This is a genomic window from Paenibacillus sp. 32352, assembly GCF_002042965.1.
GTDB classification, from domain to species: domain Bacteria; phylum Bacillota; class Bacilli; order Paenibacillales; family NBRC-103111; genus Paenibacillus_S; species Paenibacillus_S vulneris.
In genome coordinates, this window is the sequence record NZ_MZNT01000002.1 from 259,227 (window position 1) to 276,502 (window position 17,276).

Here is a 17,276-nt window from a genome sequence, read left to right on the forward strand (position 1 = left end):
TATATTGGGTCACCGGCATTCCTGTAAACTTTTTTATATCAAGTTATTTTATTGCAGGAGCTGCAAGGACTATAAATGACCTGACGAAAAAGGAGAGAAGAGGATGAGAATTTGCGGGCTAAAGACGGAATATACGGAAAATCCGTTGGGTCTCGATACAATGGAGCCAAGGCTAAGCTGGGTGATGGAGTCCGAAGCCTATGGCCAGCTTCAAACAGCGTACCAAGTGCTGGTTGCTACCAGCATAGACCAGCTGGAAGAAGATAAAAGCGATGTTTGGGATAGCGGTAAGGTGGTATCCGACCAATCCGTGAACGTGGTTTACCAAGGGAAAACGCTAGCCTCGCAGCAGGTTTATTTTTGGAAGGTCAGAGTATGGGACAGGGACGGTAACGTCTCCCCGTGGAGCGAAATCGCTCGTTGGTCTATGGGAGTTCTTCGGGGGGATGAATGGCAGGCCAAGTGGATCGGCCGATCCAAGCCGCAGACTTATGAGCTTCTCCCGTCACCGTATTTCAGAAGGACGTTTCTGCTGGACAAACCGGTGCGGCAGGCTCTCGTATATGCCAGCGCCTTAGGACTATATGAACTGTATGTCAATGGGGAGAGAGTGAGCGGCGATTACTTTGCTCCAGGGTGGACGGATTACCGCATAAGAGTCCAGTATCAGACCTATGATGTGACTGCTTACTTGCAGAAGGGCGAATCCGTATTGGCGGCCATTGCAGGTACGGGCTGGTATTGCGGCCATGTAGGAATGTTCGGTCCTAATCGCTACGGGGATAACCCGCACGTGCTGATTGAGCTGCATGTAGAGTATGAGGACGGCACCTCGCAGCGGATTGTTACGGATGAAGCATGGAAAACGTTCGCCGGTCCGATTGTTTATTCCGATCTGCTCAAAGGCGAAACGTATGATGCCCGATTGGAGCCCAAAGGATGGAAGCTCCCGGGATTCGACGATTCCGGCTGGGAGGCCCCGGTCGTGCTTACCGCCTACAGCGGGGTCTTGAACGCTCAGGTTGATCCGCCTGTGCAAGTCATGAAGGAGCTGCTGCCCGTTAGTATGAAAAAGACGGATCGAGGCACTTACTTGTTCGACATGGGTCAAAATATGGTCGGCTGGGTCCGGCTTCGGATCGAAGGCGGACAGGAGGGGCAGCAAGTTACGGTCGCTTGCGCGGAAATGCTCAATAGCGATAATACGCTCTATAGCATCAATCTTCGCGAAGCGGTGCAGCAGGAGAACTACATCCTGGATGGGCAGGAGGAGGCGGTTCTGGAGCCGCATTTTACGTTCCACGGCTTCCGCTATGTTGAAGTATCGGGTCTAACCCACGCAACGCTGAATACGGTTATCGGAAGAGTTGTTCACTCGGCAACGCCGCAAACAGGCTGGCTTCAAACGTCGAACGTTATGCTAAACAAGCTTCTCAGCAATATTGAATGGGGACAGCGGGGCAACTTTATCAGTGTGCCTACGGATTGCCCACAGCGCGATGAGAGGCTCGGTTGGACGGGGGATGCGCAAATATTCGCCCGGACGGCCAGCTATAACATGGATGTGGGCCGGTTTTTTAATAAATATATGATCGACGTCATCGACGCACAGCATTCTTCGGGCGCTTTCCCGGATGTGGCGCCGGACGGCGGCTGGGAGGAATTTAAGCATAACAACAAGGAGCTCAACTGGCATGCGCCGGATAACGGCGGCTGGGGGGATGCTGGCGTTATCATCCCATGGACCGTCTACCAAGTGTACGGTGACTTGAGAATATTGGAACGATGCTATCCCGCGATGGTCAAGTGGGTGGAATATCTGAAAGAAAAGAGCAGCGGCTTGATCCGGGAAGGCTATTCGAACTATGGCGACTGGCTCTCCGTTAATGCAGATACACCTAAGGATGTGCTTGATACCGCATATTTTGCCTATAGTACCTCCTTGCTTGCCAAAGCGGCGAAGGCGTTGGGAAATGACGAGGATGAGCGGAAATTCAACGAATTGTTTGAAGCGATCAAAAGGGCCTTCGGAGCTGCCTTCGTGAAGGAGGACGGCCGCATTAAGGGAGATACGCAGACGGTGTACGTGCTGGCATTGAAAATGAATCTGCTCACCGAGTCCCAGCGCAAGCTGGCCATCGAGCATTTGGTGTCTAACATCCGTGAGCATGATCTTCATTTGACGACAGGCTTTCTCGGCGTCGGATATCTGCTTCCTGCCTTGACGGAAATGGGAAGAGAGGATATTGCCTACTCGCTGCTGACCCAGGATACGTTTCCTTCCTGGTTGTATTCGGTGAAGCACGGAGCTACGACGATTTGGGAGCGGTGGGATGCCTGGACGGAAACCGATGGCTTCCAGAATCCCGGCATGAACTCCTTCAATCATTATTCATTAGGCTCGGTGGGTGAATGGATGTATCAGACGATCCTTGGAATCAACGCGGTAGAAGAGCAGCCGGGGTACAAACATATTTTGATTCATCCGCGTCCGGGCGGGGGACTGCAATCTGCCAAAGGAGAGTTCAAGTCCGTATATGGTACCATCCGGGTTGAGTGGAAGCAGGAAATGTCTTATTTCCTATTAAAGGTCCGCATTCCAGTGAACACTACGGCGACGATTCATGTTCCCGGCACCATCCTGATCGATGGTCAGCGGGAAAGTCAAGGGGTGCTTCGTCTTGTGAAGACCAACAATCATGAGACCATATATGAAGCTGGCTCGGGAAGCTATACGTTTATCTCGAAAAGGATAAAAACGAATGTGGATTCAAATCTTAGCGTATCGTACCAAGCGGGTTCATAACGATTCTAGTAAGGGGGAAACAGCATGACAATGGAAATCGAAGAGACAATCGGCGACAGCACATGGTTTACCCAGGACCGTTTCGGTTTGTTTATCCACTGGGGCTTATATTCCTTAGGAGCCCGCCACGAATGGCTGCAATCCAGAGAAAGATTGAGCCCGGAAGCTTACAGCAAATATTTCAAAAGGTTTGATCCGGATCTGTACGATCCGGAGCTGTGGGCCAAGCTGGCATCCGATGCAGGGATGAAATATTTCGTTGTAACGACGAAGCATCATGAAGGCTTTTGCTTATGGGACAGCAAGCTTACCGATTATAAGGCAACGAACACTCCGGCAGGACGCGACGTGCTGCGTCCGATGGTGGATGCGTTCCGTCAGCGGAATATGAAGGTCGGCTTCTATCATTCCTTGATCGACTGGCATCATCCGCATTATACGGTCGATCCGAAGCATCCTCTCCGCTTTGATCCGAATTTTATTGAGGAAAGCGCTAAACGCGATTTCTCAGTGTACCGAAACTATTTATTCGGGCAGACAAGAGAGCTGCTGACCGAATTCGGCCAGGTGGATTTGATGTTCTATGACTTTTCCTTTCCGGAGGAAAACGGATTGGCCGGGAAAGGCAAATCCGATTGGGGCAGTGAAGAGCTGGTCAAGATGATTCGCAGTCTGCAGCCGCAAATCCTATTAAATGACCGCCTTCAGGTCGGCGGTGATATTACGACGCCGGAGCAGTATATACCGACGAAATGGGTTCAGGTTGGGGGCAAGCGGGTAGTATGGGAGACCTGCCATACATTCAGCGGTTCGTGGGGATACCATCGGGAAGAGGAGACGTGGAAGAGCGTTGAGGTGCTGATCAAGATGCTGATAGATGTTGTCAGCAAAGGAGGCAACCTGCTCTTGAACGTAGGCCCGACCGGACGCGGCGAGTTCGATGAACGCGCTGTAGACCGGCTGAAAGGAATCGGGGAATGGATGAAGCGTCACAGCAAATCAATCTACGGGTGCACTCAAGCGCCGGACATGTTCGAATGTCCTCAGGACTGCCGCTTGACCTATAATCCTCAAACGAACCGGATGTACCTGCATGTATACAGCTGGCCATTTAAAAATATTCATCTCCGCGGTTTCGCGGGCAGGGTAGAATATGCCCAATTGTTGAATGATGCTTCGGAAATCCGGTTTAAAGAAGGCTTCGTCCAAAGCGGGATCGAAGAGGGAGCTTATCGTGAAGGAAGAGACGACAGTACCCTTACTTTGTCGCTTCCGGTTAAGCAGCCGAACGTTACGGTTCCGGTAATTGAATTGTTTTTGAAATAAGAGCATAGTGTCTGGGTAGGATGGGAGGTTAGACAGCTTTGAAAACTGTCATTCTTGGTTATGAAACGAATCCCGCACCGCGGGTGGCTTACGGAATCCGTAAGCTGGAAGAGGCATTGAGGCGTCACGGATATGAAGTACGGCACGAGAAGGCGCACTGGAGCTGGGATCAGTACCGCACGATGGAAGGGAATAAGATCTATATAGGCAACCGCTCCGAATCAGGATTTATTCAGCAGCTGGAAGAGCGGGACGTGCTGCTGTATCATACGAAAGCACCGGAGGGGGAAGGCTTCTATATCTCCTCCTGCCCGGGAAGCATTGTAATGATCGCCGGCGGAAGCGATTCCGGCGTATTGTACGGCTGCCTGGAGCTGGCGCGGCGTGTTCAGTCCGCCGGCAAGCTGCCGGAGGATCTCGCATTCGGTGACGCTCCCAGCTTTTCGCTCCGCGGACCGGCCATCGGGCTTCAGAAGACGACCGTCGAGCCGCCGCGCCAAACCTATGAATATCCGATAACCCCGGTTCGGTTTCCATGGTTTTATGATCGGGAGCTGTGGCTCGACTTTCTGGATATGCTGCTTGAGCAGCGCTGTAACATCATATATTTATGGAGCGGCCACCCGTTCTCGTCACTGGTCAAGCTGGATGATTATCCGGAAGCAGTTGAAGTAACGGAGGACGAATTCCGCCTTAACGTAGACACATTCCGCTGGGTGGCGGAAGAGGCAGACCGGAGAGGGATCTGGCTTGTTCTGAAGTTTTACAATATCCATATTCCTCTGCCTTTCGCGGAAAAGCATGGGTTAAAGCTTCACCAGCCAAAGCCTTTGCCTATAACGAGCGATTACTATAAAAAATCGATCGCCGCCTTCGTTCGATCTTTCCCTAATGTAGGGTTGATGGTTTGCCTTGGGGAGGCGCTGCAAGGGCAGATCTACGGAGTAGAGTGGTTTAACGAGACCATCCTTGCAGGGCTTTTGGAAGGGCTGAAGGATTCCAAAGTCAAGGAAAAGCCGCCGATCATTCTGCGTTCCCATGCGATCGAGCCGCAAAAGGTGATTGAAGCGGCGCTTCCGTTGTATCCGAATTTGTATACGGAAGCGAAGTACAATGGCGAATCCTTGACGACCTATACGCCGAGAGGAAAATGGCAGGAGATTCATAACAGGTTGGGCTCTCTCCAAACTGTTCATATCGTCAATGTGCATATATTGGCGAATCTGGAGCCGTTCCGCTACGGTGCGCCTTCCTTCATACAAAAATGCATGCAGGCGGCGAAGTATAGGTTGAAATCCAACGGGCTTCACTTGTATCCGTTATTTTTTTGGGATTGGCCCTATTCGCCGGATGCTCCGGAAGCAGGGCAGCCGCGTCTCAGACAAATCGACCGCGATTGGATCTGGTACGCCGCCTGGTTCCGCTATGCATGGAATCCGGATCGCGACCCGGACGCGGAAAAACAGTACTGGTCCGAGCTGCTTGGCGAGAGGTACGGCAGCCGGGAAGCGGGACTTGCGATCCTGGAGGCCTACGAGTCATCGGGCGAATGTGCGCCTAAGCTGCTTCGGCGCTTCGGCATCACGGAAGGCAATCGCCAGACGATGAGTCTCGGGATGACGATGAGCCAGCTGACAAACCCCGAACGCCATATGCCATGGCCGGATTTATGGGAATCCCAGTCGCCTCAGGGCGAGCGGTTAGAAGAATATATCGGCAGAGAGCTTCAAGGCGAGCCGCATGTCGGGGAGACGCCGGTTGACATTATCACCGATGCGGAGCGGCATTCGAACGATGCGCTGCAGGCTATAGAGCGGGCGCAGTCTCTGGTGGTGCAAAATAGAAGCGAGTTCGAAAGGCTGCATAACGATATCCGTGCGATTCATGAGATGGTGGGCGTTTATGCCGATAAAGTGCGCGCGGCCATGAAGGTGTTAACCTATAAGCAGCTTGTCGCCAAGGATTATTTTCAACGCCTGGATTTGCTGGATGATGCGGCAGCCTTCCTCGAAGCAAGCTTGGAGCATTACCGGAAGCTGACGGCATTGACGGAGCAAACCTATTTGTTCGCTAACAGTATGCAAACGCCTCAACGGAAGGTTCCGATCCGCAACGGGCTTGAATTCAAGCACTGGAAGGATTGCTTGCCGGTATATGAGCTGGAGCTGGAACGCTTCCAATACCACTTGAATGAATTGAAGTCCGGGATAACACCGGAAGCCGTAAGGAACAGCAAGCAGCCGATAGCTCCCTGCAAGGAAGTACCGTTCGCACTGCACTCTGCCCATGCAGAAACATTCCGTGTGGAGAAGGGAGCGCAGGTATTCACGGACGGGGATATTCATATCGTCGGCTGCGCGGAGGAATTGAACGGATTAACGGGAATCCGCTTCAGCCAAATGGAGGCCGGATTGCACGGTATAACGGTAGATATGGAGCTGCATCAACCGTCCAAAGTGCTTATCGGATACTTCAATTCCAAGGATCAGCAGTGGTTGCAGGTGCCTAGCCTCGAAGAAAATACACATGCCGACGATAGAGGGGGCTACACTCCGCTGCTGCGAAAGGGTCTTCGGCTGTATGCCTATCCGTCGGTCAATGTCCATGCCTTTCAATATGAGGCTGGACGGCATACGATTGATTTTGGAAAGGGTGCCTATTTGATCCTGGGTGTTGTGCCATGGGAACAAGAAATCCGTCAACGGGATGTCGAGCACAAGAATGACGGTGTGGATACTCTGGATTGGTTATACGAGTAACGAGTGAAGGGAGCGGGCGTCGTCCGGGAGAGTCGTTCCGGTCTGGCTTCCCCTGCTCTCTTTTTTGCTGGAACAAAGTCCTGAAGGAGGGAACATATGAACGGGTCCGGCTCCCTATTATGGTATAAGCAGGAAGCACGCAATTGGTTCGAGGCGCTTCCGGTTGGAAACGGAAGATTCGGAGGCATGATATACGGCGGGGCCGAACGGGAGCGCATCGCGTTAAACGAGGATACGCTTTGGTCGGGAGAGCCGAAGGATACGATTCGTTACGACGCGCTGCGTCATTTGAACCCGGTGAGGGAGATGATTTTTTCCAACCGGTACGAGGAGGCGGAGGAAACGATAGAGCAGTACATGGAAGGGCAGGAGATTGCCTCCTACTTGCCCTTGGCCGATTTGGAGCTGATTTTTGAGGATTCATCTCATGTAACCGATTATCGGCGTGAGCTGGACTTGGACCAAGGGATGGTGAAAGTTCAGTACAGGAGGAACGGAATGCTTCATACTCGTGAGGTCTTCGTCTCGGCGGTCGACCAAGTCATGGTGATTCGTTTGCATTGTGAAAGCAAAACCGTATGTACCGCGGTTCTGAACAGCCCCTTGCAGTATACCGTTCACAAAGCAGCTCCCAACAGGATCAGGCTATCCGGCCGATGCCCTTATCATGTAAGGCCTAATACCGTAAAGACGGCGGACCCTGTTCACTATGAAGAAGGCAGGGGCATCGGCTTCGAGCTCCAGCTGGAGGCTATTGCAGAGAAGGGCAAGGTGGAGGTAAGCGGAGGCCGAATTCATATTAGCGCCACAGGAACCGTCGTCCTGCTGCTGTCAGCAGCGACGAGCTACAACGGCTTCGACTGGGACCCTGCCCTGCAGGGCAAAGATCCGATACGAAGGTGCGAGGCATGGCTTGCGGAGGCGGAAAGACTGGGTTACGACCGGCTGAAGGAACGGCATCTGCTTGATTACTCGTCGCTTTTCGGCAGGACCTCGCTAGTGCTTGAAGGCTGTGGGGAGCAGGACGCATTGCCTGCGGACGAACGGATTCAGGCGGTTAAGAACGGAGCGGAGGACCCTGGCCTTGCGGCGCTGTTGTTTCAATACGGCAAATATTTGCTGATATCCAGCTCACGGCCCGGTACCCAGCCCGCCAATTTGCAGGGCATCTGGAACGATAAGACACAGCCGCCCTGGTGCAGCAGCTGGACGGCGAACATCAATCTCCAGATGAATTATTGGCCTGCGGAAGCAAGCAACCTGGCCGAATGCCACCAGCCATTATTTGAGCTGATCGAAGGCTTAAGGGTTACGGGGCGTAAGGTGGCCAGTATCCATTATGGATGCAGGGGATGGACTGCGCATCATAACATCGATTTATGGCGCACGGCAACGCCGGTAGACGGGTCGCCCAGCTGGGCGTTTTGGCCCATGGCAGGGGCATGGCTATGCGAGCATTTGTGGGAGCATTACGCCTATAGTCAGGATGAAAGCTTCTTGAAGCAGGCGTATCCCGCAATGAAAGAAGCGGCACTCTTTTGCCTGGATTGGCTGATCGAAGCGCCGGATGGCTCCCTGGTTACGTGCCCATCCACTTCACCGGAAAACTTTTTCATTGCGGAAGATGGACAAAGAAGCAGCGTCACTCATGCGTCAACGATGGATATAGCTTTGATTCGTAATTTGTTCTCGCGGATTATTGAAGCAAGCCGTTTGTTGGGGCGTGATACCGTACTACGCGAACAATTGGAACAAACCATACGAAGGCTGCCGCCGTTCCGAATAGGAAAATACGGACAGCTGCAGGAGTGGAACGAGGATTATGAAGAACTGGAGCCGGGGCATCGGCATACAGCCCATTTGGTCGCACTGCACCCGCTGGATCTGATTACACGTGAAGGGGAGCCTGAGCTGGCTCAGGCGTGCAGGCTATCCCTGGAACGACGCCTGGAGCATGGAGGCGCGCATACCGGGTGGAGCTGTGCCTGGACGGTTAGCTTCTGGGCAAGACTTGGGGAAGCGGAGCAAGCGAAGCGGTTCCTGAATGATTTGCTGGCGGGATTGCACCCCAACCTGATGAACGCTCACCGGCATCCGAAGGTGAAGCTGAACATATTTCAAATTGACGGCAATATGGCCGGAATGACCGGTATTATGGAACTGCTGCTTCAAAGTCAGGGCGAGCTGGTTCGACTCCTTCCGGCGCTTCCGTCCTCATGGAAGAAAGGCGGCGTCAAGGGAATCCGGGCGCGCGGCGGGTTTGAAATCGACATGGAATGGGAGAACGGCAAGCTGCAAAGCGCCGTCATCCGGTCCACTGCAGGCAAACCGTGTCGTTTGGCAACACGAGAGCCGGTTCAAATTATGAGGGACGGGAGAGTTGTTCCGGTTCATCGGGAGCATCCTACCCACGTTATTTTTGATACCTCTGTCGGAGGCATTTACGAAGTCATACCCTGCTTTCATGATGGGGAAATAGAATTACACTAGATTAGGAGGGGATTGAACATGAAGTATGTTAACATAACGAAGCAATTCATTTTTGAGGACGACCGTCCTTTTCTCAGCTGTCATGCATCGACGTTGGAGCTGCTGCCCGGTGGGGACATCATAGCCGCCTGGTTCGGAGGGACGAAGGAGAAGGCAGGGGATGTAGCGATATGGACCTCACACCGCCGGAATGGCCAATGGATGCCCCCGGTGAAGGTAGCGGACGAGGAAGACGTTCCTCATTGGAACCCGGTCTTATTCCGGAGAGCCGACGGGGTATTGTTCCTTTACTACAAAGCGGGATACAGTATTGCGGAATGGGAGACCCGGGTGATCCGATCTTTGGATAACGGACTTACCTGGAGCGCTCCTGTGCCTCTGGTTGAAGGAGATAAAGGGGGAAGAGGCCCCGTCAAAAATAAACCTATTGTCCTGTATGATGGGGTGATTGCGGCCCCCGCCTCTCTGGAGCCCGACTGGGACTGCTTTGTGGATCTCTCATATGATGGAGGAGAAACCTGGAAACGCAGCGCAACGGTTCCCTTGGATCACGCCGCTTTGCGGGGGAAAGGCATCATTCAGCCTGCACTATGGGAATCGTCGCCAGGGAATGTCCACATGTATACGCGCAGCACGGAAGGAGCTATTTACCGCAGCGACTCGCAGGACGGCGGTATAACATGGTGCGAGGCCTATCCTACGGAATTGCCGAACAATAACAGCGGTATCGATTTGGTCCGGATGGATCAAGGCATCCTTGCCCTCGTATACAATCCGGTCCGTACGGAGGAAGGAAAGAAGAAAGGGCCGAGGACGCCGCTCGTACTGCGATTATCGGAGGATAACGGGAAGACATGGGGAGATGAACTGCTGCTGGATGCGGGAATCAGTCAATATTCCTACCCTGCCATTATTGCCAGCGGGAACGACCTAATGATTACTTACACATGGAGGAGAGAACGGATTGCCTTTTATCATCTTACGGTGAAATATTAAGTGTAATCGCCCTATAGTTTGAGCAGATAAACACCACTCATCTATCATGGAAATTTAATATACTAAATTATGGAATAAAGCTTCACGTGTTGTCATTATTCGTAAGGAACGGAGGAAAGTCCATGCCAACAGGAAGCCTCTGGGATGAGGAATTGCGGGCGGGGAAGAAAGCGCTTCGTACGCTCCCGGGTGCACTTTTGTTAGGTTCCACCGGAGCACGGTTATGGGCCGATTATGTGGATTCCATGCCCGGATTCTCGGGAAGATTCGACTTTATTCACAAGGTGAACCTTCCGTTACTATTCACAGTAACTAACAATCAAGGGGTCAGCTTTGAACCATGCCGCACCGAGTGGTTTCCAAGTTATTTGTCCGTGGAATATAACGGAAGCCGGATCGCATTTACGGATAGGAAATTCATTTCCTGGAACGATTGTGCGGTATCCTGCCAAACCTGGACCAATCGGAGCGGAGAAGATCTCGTCTTGAGTCTGCAAACCTACAACGATTGCTTCACCAATCAGGACGAGAATACGTTGTATGGCGAATTTCTCATGGAGCATTACAGCTTCGATATTGCAGGAGTGGTCGCCGTAAGCGATCCGGCCCTACTGGAGGAAGTACGTTTGAAGCCCGGGGAGTCAAGGCAGTTCGTCATCGCTGCCGCGTTCGGAATAAAAGGACAAGATCCTCCGGAGCAGCTGAGAGAGCGGGCGGCAGGTTATGCGGAGTCGGGCCATACGGTCGATCAAGTGGTAGAAGATCAAAGAAGAGACTACCAGATTTGGTTTGATAAAGCTCCGACCTTTTATTGCAGCGATCCGCTGCTGAATCGAACATGGAAGTACCGCTGGTTTTTGCTGCGGCATAATTTGGCCGATCCGAAGTATGGACATTTGTCGCACCCTTTATTTTATGAAGGCAGATCGCATAAAAAAAGCAAGAAGCCGTTCAGCAAAGGGGGATGGGAGTTCAGCAAGCTGATCAACCTGTCCGTACCCCTCCATCTTATGGATGCCCGATGGTATCATGATCCGGTTTATTGCGAGGGCGTATTGCAGAATATGAAGGAGGGGATGAATGAGGACGGGATGTTCAGCTGCATGACGGTGGATACGATCATGCATTCGTTTGCCAACTTTTCCTGCTGGGCTGCCTATAAGCTGTATCTGATTCATCAGGACCGTCCATTTATGACGCAGCTGCTTCCGGCGCTGAAAATGCAAATCGACTCATGGAAACGTATACATGGCAGTGAGAACGATGAATTAATGATCGAACATAAGCATACCCGGACGGGAAAGGAATATCAGCCAAGCTACTGGTATTTCCATCAATATCCGAAAAATCCGAAGGATAAAGCGACCTATACCCATTTGAAAAGAGTGGATCGCGCGGTATATCACTATTTGAATACAATGGGAGTAGCCAAATTATGTGAACTTTTAGGTGATGAGGAGGCTGCTTCGTACTACAAGCTGGCAGAGGATATTAAACGGGATATTATTGATAAAATGTGGGATGAAGCCTCGCAGTACTTTTATGATCTTCATTACCAAACCGATGAGAAGGCGCTGGTAAAAAATATTGTCGGCATTTATCCCGGCTGGGCCGAAATGATCGATGACAGCTTTAATGGCATGATCGAGCATCTATTGAATGATCAGGAGTTTCACACCCGCTGTCCGTTTCCTTCCGTAGCGATGGATTGCCCGGCATACTCCAAAGAAGGCGGATGGATGGGGCATTTTGTGAAGGGTCGCAACGGCTGCGTATGGGATGGGCCGACGTGGCCGTATACCAACTCCATTGCTTTGGATGCGCTTGCAAAGGAGAGCAAGAGAAGAAATCATCAGTTTGACAGCCAATTTGCTTCCTATTTCCGTGAATATTCGTTTCTTCATTTTATGCAAAGAGACTTGAATCAGCCTGGTCTTGTAGAGCATTACAACAGCGAGACAGGCGAGCCTTTAAGCGATGAACAGGAATACAATCATTCATATTACATCGATCTGCTGATCTCGCATGTGGCCGGATTGGTAGTAGAACAAGACCGGATCATGCTGGATCCGCTGGATGTCGGACTGGACTATTTTTGTCTGGACCGGATCAAGGCCGCAGGGATGGATATCCGAATCACATACAGAAAGCCGCATTTATCGCAAGAAGGGCTGGAGGATATCGACGAAGGATATCGTGTGTATGTTAACGGCCGGCTGATATTCAACAGTCCGACGTTAGCGAGGGCTGAGCTGGATATCCGGGAATATCAGTAACTCTACCGTACGGAAAACAACTATCTAGGAGGAATGTATGCTAATGACCCGATTTAATGGTGTGGTCTCCCGCTCGGAGACGGATCCTGCCGTGTTGGAGGCATTTCTCCCCATATTGCACCCTAACGACAGTCACGCCGCCAATTTATTGGAGCTGGACAATGGCGATCTGCTCTGCGTCTGGTTTAACGGCAGCGGGGAGGGGAATCCGGATACGAATATTGTCATGTCCAGGCTTGCTGCAGGCTCTGCTGTTTGGAGTGAACCGATGCAATTATCGAACGACCCTGAGCGTTCGGAGCAAAACCCGGTCCTCTTTCAGGCACCGGACGGCAACCTATGGCTGTTCCATACCTCGAATGAGCCGCATAACCAAAAAACGTCGCGAGTCCTCTGCCGGATATCGGAAGACCGGGGCTATACGTGGGGACCAAGCGAGGTCTTGTTCGACGGCATGGGCATCTTCCTGAGACAGGCAATGGTCGTGCTGTCCAACGGCGATTGGCTGCTTCCGGCCTACTATTGCAAGCTGGACGGACATTACAGCGTCGTACAAATCAGCTCGGATCAGGGGAAAACATGGACCGAATATCCGGTTGCCGACAGTGTTCACAGAGTTCAAATGAGTGTGGCCGAGTTGAAGGAAGGCAGTCTGTTTGCTGTATTCCGCAGCCGCCAGGCCGACCGGATTTATACCAGCCAGTCGGACGATTATGGGAAGACCTGGACGCCTCCGGTGAGGAGCGCATTGGCCAATAATAATTCGTCGATTCAATTGACCAAGCTGCAGAACGGCCATTTGGCTCTGGTCTTCAACGATTCGACGATGGAGCGGGATCAGTTCCGCTGGGTCAGCAGCAAGGGGACGTTCCGTAGAAAGCCGCTGCGGACTCCGTTAACTCTAGCGATTTCGGAGGATAATGGACAAACATGGCCGCGTTACCGCAATGTACAAATGGCCGATTTGGAATATAAGGAGTCGGAGATCGGCTACTCTTATCCGAGCATTACGTCGACCCGAGATGGTAAAATACATATCGCTTTTTCCTATTTGCGCAAGGGAATCAAATATGTCTGTATCGATGAAGACTGGGTGCATAAAGGTTAGCTGTTAATGAACGGCAGGCAGCATCCGTGCTTAAGCGTTTGTTCAAAAAGCTTCGTCGTAAGAGGGGGCTTTTTGAACAACCTCTGAATAAGGTTTGGAAGTAAAAATCATGTACCTGGGGTGATGGTCATGAACGGGAGAATCGATCATTTAACCGGCGATCGCTTTTTCGATGAGAATATGGATATTTTCATAAATCGAGAATTGGAATCGTTTACAACCATACAGCATACTCACGATTTTACGGAAATCAGCTATGTGGGCGAAGGAAGCGGGTACCATTACATTGAGGATCAAGTCATACCGATCAAGCAGGGAGACTTGTTCGTCATACCGATTGGAACGTCGCATGTGTTCCGCCCGTCCTCGCCCAAGCAGGATAAAACGCTCGTTATTTACAACTGCATCTTTAGGACAGAGCTGCTGGAAGGCTGGAGGCATCTTATTCAGAAGGATTCCTACACCTACAATATCTTTTATTATCCGCATGAATGCACGGAACGGTGGCTGCATTTTCAGGATAAACATGATACGTTTTTTAATATGGTTCAGACCATGTATTCGGAGTATTTAAAAAGAAGCACGGGTTATGAGACCGTACTGACTGCTATGCTGATTCAGATGCTGGTGATGCTAAAGCGCTTTGAGCTGAAGAATGAAACGGAGCCTGCATCGTTCAGCAAGCTGGAGGAAGTGGTGCATTTCATAAAAAATAATTACACCCAGAATATTACCGTTCAGGATGTAGCCGATTATTTCTATTTGAGTGCAAGCCATTTTCAACGGCTGTTCAAAAAAACGACAGGGCTCACCTTCACGCAATATTTGCAAAATGTACGAATTCAAAAATGCTGTGAGCTCCTAAAATCAACCGATATTCCGATATACCAGATCGCCAATCAGGTCGGTTACTTGGACATGAAGTTTTTCCACGCCTTATTCCGTAAAAAAACAGGGGTGACCCCGCGCCAATACAGGCAGAACTTTCAAGAATTCGAGGACAAAGCCATATCATTTTAACCTGCCGGGGCTGGCCATCATGATGGATCAGCTCTTTTTTTATTCATTTTGGGATTGTGCTTTTTTGCTAAGGGAACAAAAGATGGGAGGAATGACCCATGTGGTCGCCGGATGAATATTTATCTCAGCTATACGTAACAAACGACCTATTAAGGGAAGAGGCAGTAGGGGGACAGTGCTGGAGAGAGCGCAAGGAGAATGTAAAGAGGAGCCTGTTGGACGCTTTAGGTCGGTTGCCTGAAGGGAGCGCCAGCTTGAGTCCGGTTCTGCTCGAAAGAACAGAAAGAGAGGATTGCTACGTGGAGCGCATTGCGTTTGCTACCGCCGAACATCTGAGGCTCCCGGCTTATGTTCTGATTCCCAAACAGCTGCAGGATAAAGCTCCGGCAGTAATAGCTTGGCACGGGCATGGGTACGGTAGCAAGGAAATCGTCGGCTTGCAGCCGGACGGCACGGAGGATGCTGGGGAGCCGGGCATTCATAAGCATTTTGCCTTAGAGCTGGTGCGAAAGGGAATGATCGTCATAGCACCGGAGATTATAGGCTTCGGAGACCGCAGGCTGGCAGCGGATCGGGCCAAAGACCCGAGGAAGGCAAGCTCCTGCTTTGCGCTTTCATCCCGCCTCTTGTTATATGGACAAACCTTGGCTGGACTTCGGATCTTTGAGGCAACACGTGTAGTAGATTATCTTATTAGCAGAGAAGAAGTGGACCCGGAGCGGATCGGCTGTATGGGCTTTTCCGGCGGCGGCTTGATCGCTTCATTGTCCGCTGCATTGGATGCTCGGATCAAGGCTGTGGTGCTATGCGCGTTTACGAGCACCTTCAGAGGAAGTCTCCTGGCCATGAATCATTGCATCGACAATTATTTGCCTTCCATTCTGAAGCACGCGGATCTGCCGGAGCTGATCGGGCTTATTGCACCCCGGCCGTTATTCGTGGAATCGGGCTTAGAGGACACATTGTTTCCCGCTGCTTCCGTGCAGGATGCCTTAATGCAGCTTGAGCGGATCTACCGGGAAGAGGGGGCTGTGGATCGGCTGACTGCCGATATATTCCCGGGGAAACATGAGATATCGGGCCGAAAATCATACGATTGGCTCGCTCAAAGGCTTAGAGCATGATTACCCTATAGAGTAAGTTATCATCACCTATAAACCCGTAAATGAGCAGATGTATAATGAGGAAAAATGAAGGAGAACAAGGCTCTGCCCATAGCAGTTGTTAATACATGGCGCAAAGCGTCGATCAGATACGGGGAGTTAGCAGGTACCGGCGAGCCCGTAACGGGCTATTATTGAAACCGTTCTCACTTTGGAGATGAATAAGAGTATCGGAGGTGCTTCAATGGGGCGCATTCTTTTAAACCACATCGAAAAACAATATGGCAAGGATAAAGGCTATGCGGTAAAGGATTTTCATCTTGAAATACCGGACGGCGAGTTTCTGGTTATGGTCGGTCCTTCCGGCTGCGGTAAATCGACAACGCTTCGTATGATCGCAGGCTTGGAGGAGATTTCTTCCGGCGAGCTGTACATAGGGGAGAAGCTGGTTAACCATCTGCCCCCCAAGGATCGGGATATTGCCATGGTATTTCAGAACTATGCGCTGTACCCGAATATGAGCGTATATGAGAACATCGCGTTCGGCTTGCGGCTTAGAAAAATGCCTAAGCATGAGATTGATCTGGCGGTCAAGAAGACCTCGAGAATATTGGAAATCGAGCAGTTCCTGAACAGGAAGCCGAGGCAATTGTCCGGTGGTCAGCGTCAGCGCGTAGCCTTGGGAAGGGCTATCGTCCGCAACCCTCAAGTGTTTTTGATGGATGAGCCTTTATCTAACCTCGATGCCAAGCTGAGAGTGCAGATGAGGACGGAGATTATCCGTCTTCATAAGCAGCTTGGAGTGACGATGGTATATGTGACGCATGATCAGGTAGAGGCTATGACGATGGGGCATCGGATCGTAGTGATGAATAACGGCGTTATCCAGCAGGTGGATACGCCGCAAAGAATCTATAATCATCCGCGCAATCTATTCGTAGCCGGCTTCATTGGAACGCCGCCGATCAATCTGCTCGAAGGTCAGATTCTTGAAAGCTCTAACGGACAGCTGGAATTCCATACGAACCGCTATTATCTGCGGATACCCGAGGAGCAATCGAACGTGTTGAGAAGTAAAAACAAAATCAACCGGAATGTCATCTTGGGCATCCGCTGCGAAAATGTTCATTTGGAAGCGGATTTCCGTGAGGCCAATCCGGGCTGCCAGATTGTGGGGGCGCAAAAAATCAACGAGCTGATGGGTGCCGATATGTATCTGTATCTGGATATTGGAGCTCCAAATCTGTTCATCGCACGTGCCCGGCCTGAACATCCATTTGCGGAAAATGAGAAGGTCACATTGACGCTAAACATGCGTAAGGCTTTATTTTTCGATAAGGATTCGATGGACAATCTGGCGTATTAAAGCTGAAGATACAGCAGAGGAATGGA

10 protein-coding genes are annotated in these 17,276 nt (G+C 51.2%); all 10 read left to right on the top strand.

Translation table 11 applies throughout. The features are described from left to right. Positions 1–103 precede the first annotated feature (103 nt). Positions 104–2,806 carry a glycoside hydrolase family 78 protein gene (locus B1728_RS05640; RefSeq protein WP_079909211.1) on the top strand — a complete coding sequence of 901 codons (2,703 nt, stop codon included), beginning with the start codon at positions 104–106 and terminating at the stop codon, positions 2,804–2,806. 24 nt (positions 2,807–2,830) lie between these two features. Then, positions 2,831–4,132: an alpha-L-fucosidase gene (locus tag B1728_RS05645; protein ID WP_079909212.1), complete on the top strand. Its 1,302-nt coding sequence runs from the start codon at positions 2,831–2,833 to the stop codon at positions 4,130–4,132. 38 nt (positions 4,133–4,170) lie between these two features. After that, the gene (locus B1728_RS05650; protein ID WP_079909213.1) at positions 4,171–6,891 is read left to right on the top strand and encodes a hypothetical protein; all 2,721 of its coding nucleotides are present in this window, start codon (positions 4,171–4,173) and stop codon (positions 6,889–6,891) included. A 96-nt stretch (positions 6,892–6,987) separates the two neighbouring features. Continuing rightward, a complete protein-coding gene (locus B1728_RS05655) occupies positions 6,988–9,381 on the top strand; it encodes a glycoside hydrolase family 95 protein (protein WP_079909214.1) in 2,394 nt (797 codons plus the stop codon). Positions 9,382–9,399: 18 nt separating this feature from the next. Further along, positions 9,400–10,377, top strand: a complete 978-nt coding sequence (locus tag B1728_RS05660; protein WP_079909215.1) for a sialidase family protein — start codon at positions 9,400–9,402, stop codon at positions 10,375–10,377. 122 nt (positions 10,378–10,499) lie between these two features. After that, entirely contained in the window at positions 10,500–12,653 is a 2,154-nt protein-coding gene (locus B1728_RS05665) for an MGH1-like glycoside hydrolase domain-containing protein (RefSeq protein ID WP_079909216.1), read from the top strand. A gap of 43 nt (positions 12,654–12,696) precedes the next feature. Beyond that, complete coding sequence (locus tag B1728_RS05670; RefSeq protein ID WP_079909217.1) at positions 12,697–13,761, top strand: sialidase family protein; 1,065 nt, start codon at positions 12,697–12,699, stop codon at positions 13,759–13,761. A 129-nt stretch (positions 13,762–13,890) separates the two neighbouring features. Beyond that, a complete protein-coding gene (locus B1728_RS05675; protein ID WP_079909218.1) occupies positions 13,891–14,781 on the top strand; it encodes an AraC family transcriptional regulator in 891 nt (296 codons plus the stop codon). A 98-nt stretch (positions 14,782–14,879) separates the two neighbouring features. Continuing rightward, a complete protein-coding gene (locus tag B1728_RS05680) occupies positions 14,880–15,905 on the top strand; it encodes a dienelactone hydrolase family protein (RefSeq protein WP_079909219.1) in 1,026 nt (341 codons plus the stop codon). A gap of 223 nt (positions 15,906–16,128) precedes the next feature. Continuing rightward, complete coding sequence (locus B1728_RS05685; RefSeq protein ID WP_079909220.1) at positions 16,129–17,250, top strand: ABC transporter ATP-binding protein; 1,122 nt, start codon at positions 16,129–16,131, stop codon at positions 17,248–17,250. Positions 17,251–17,276 lie beyond the last annotated feature (26 nt).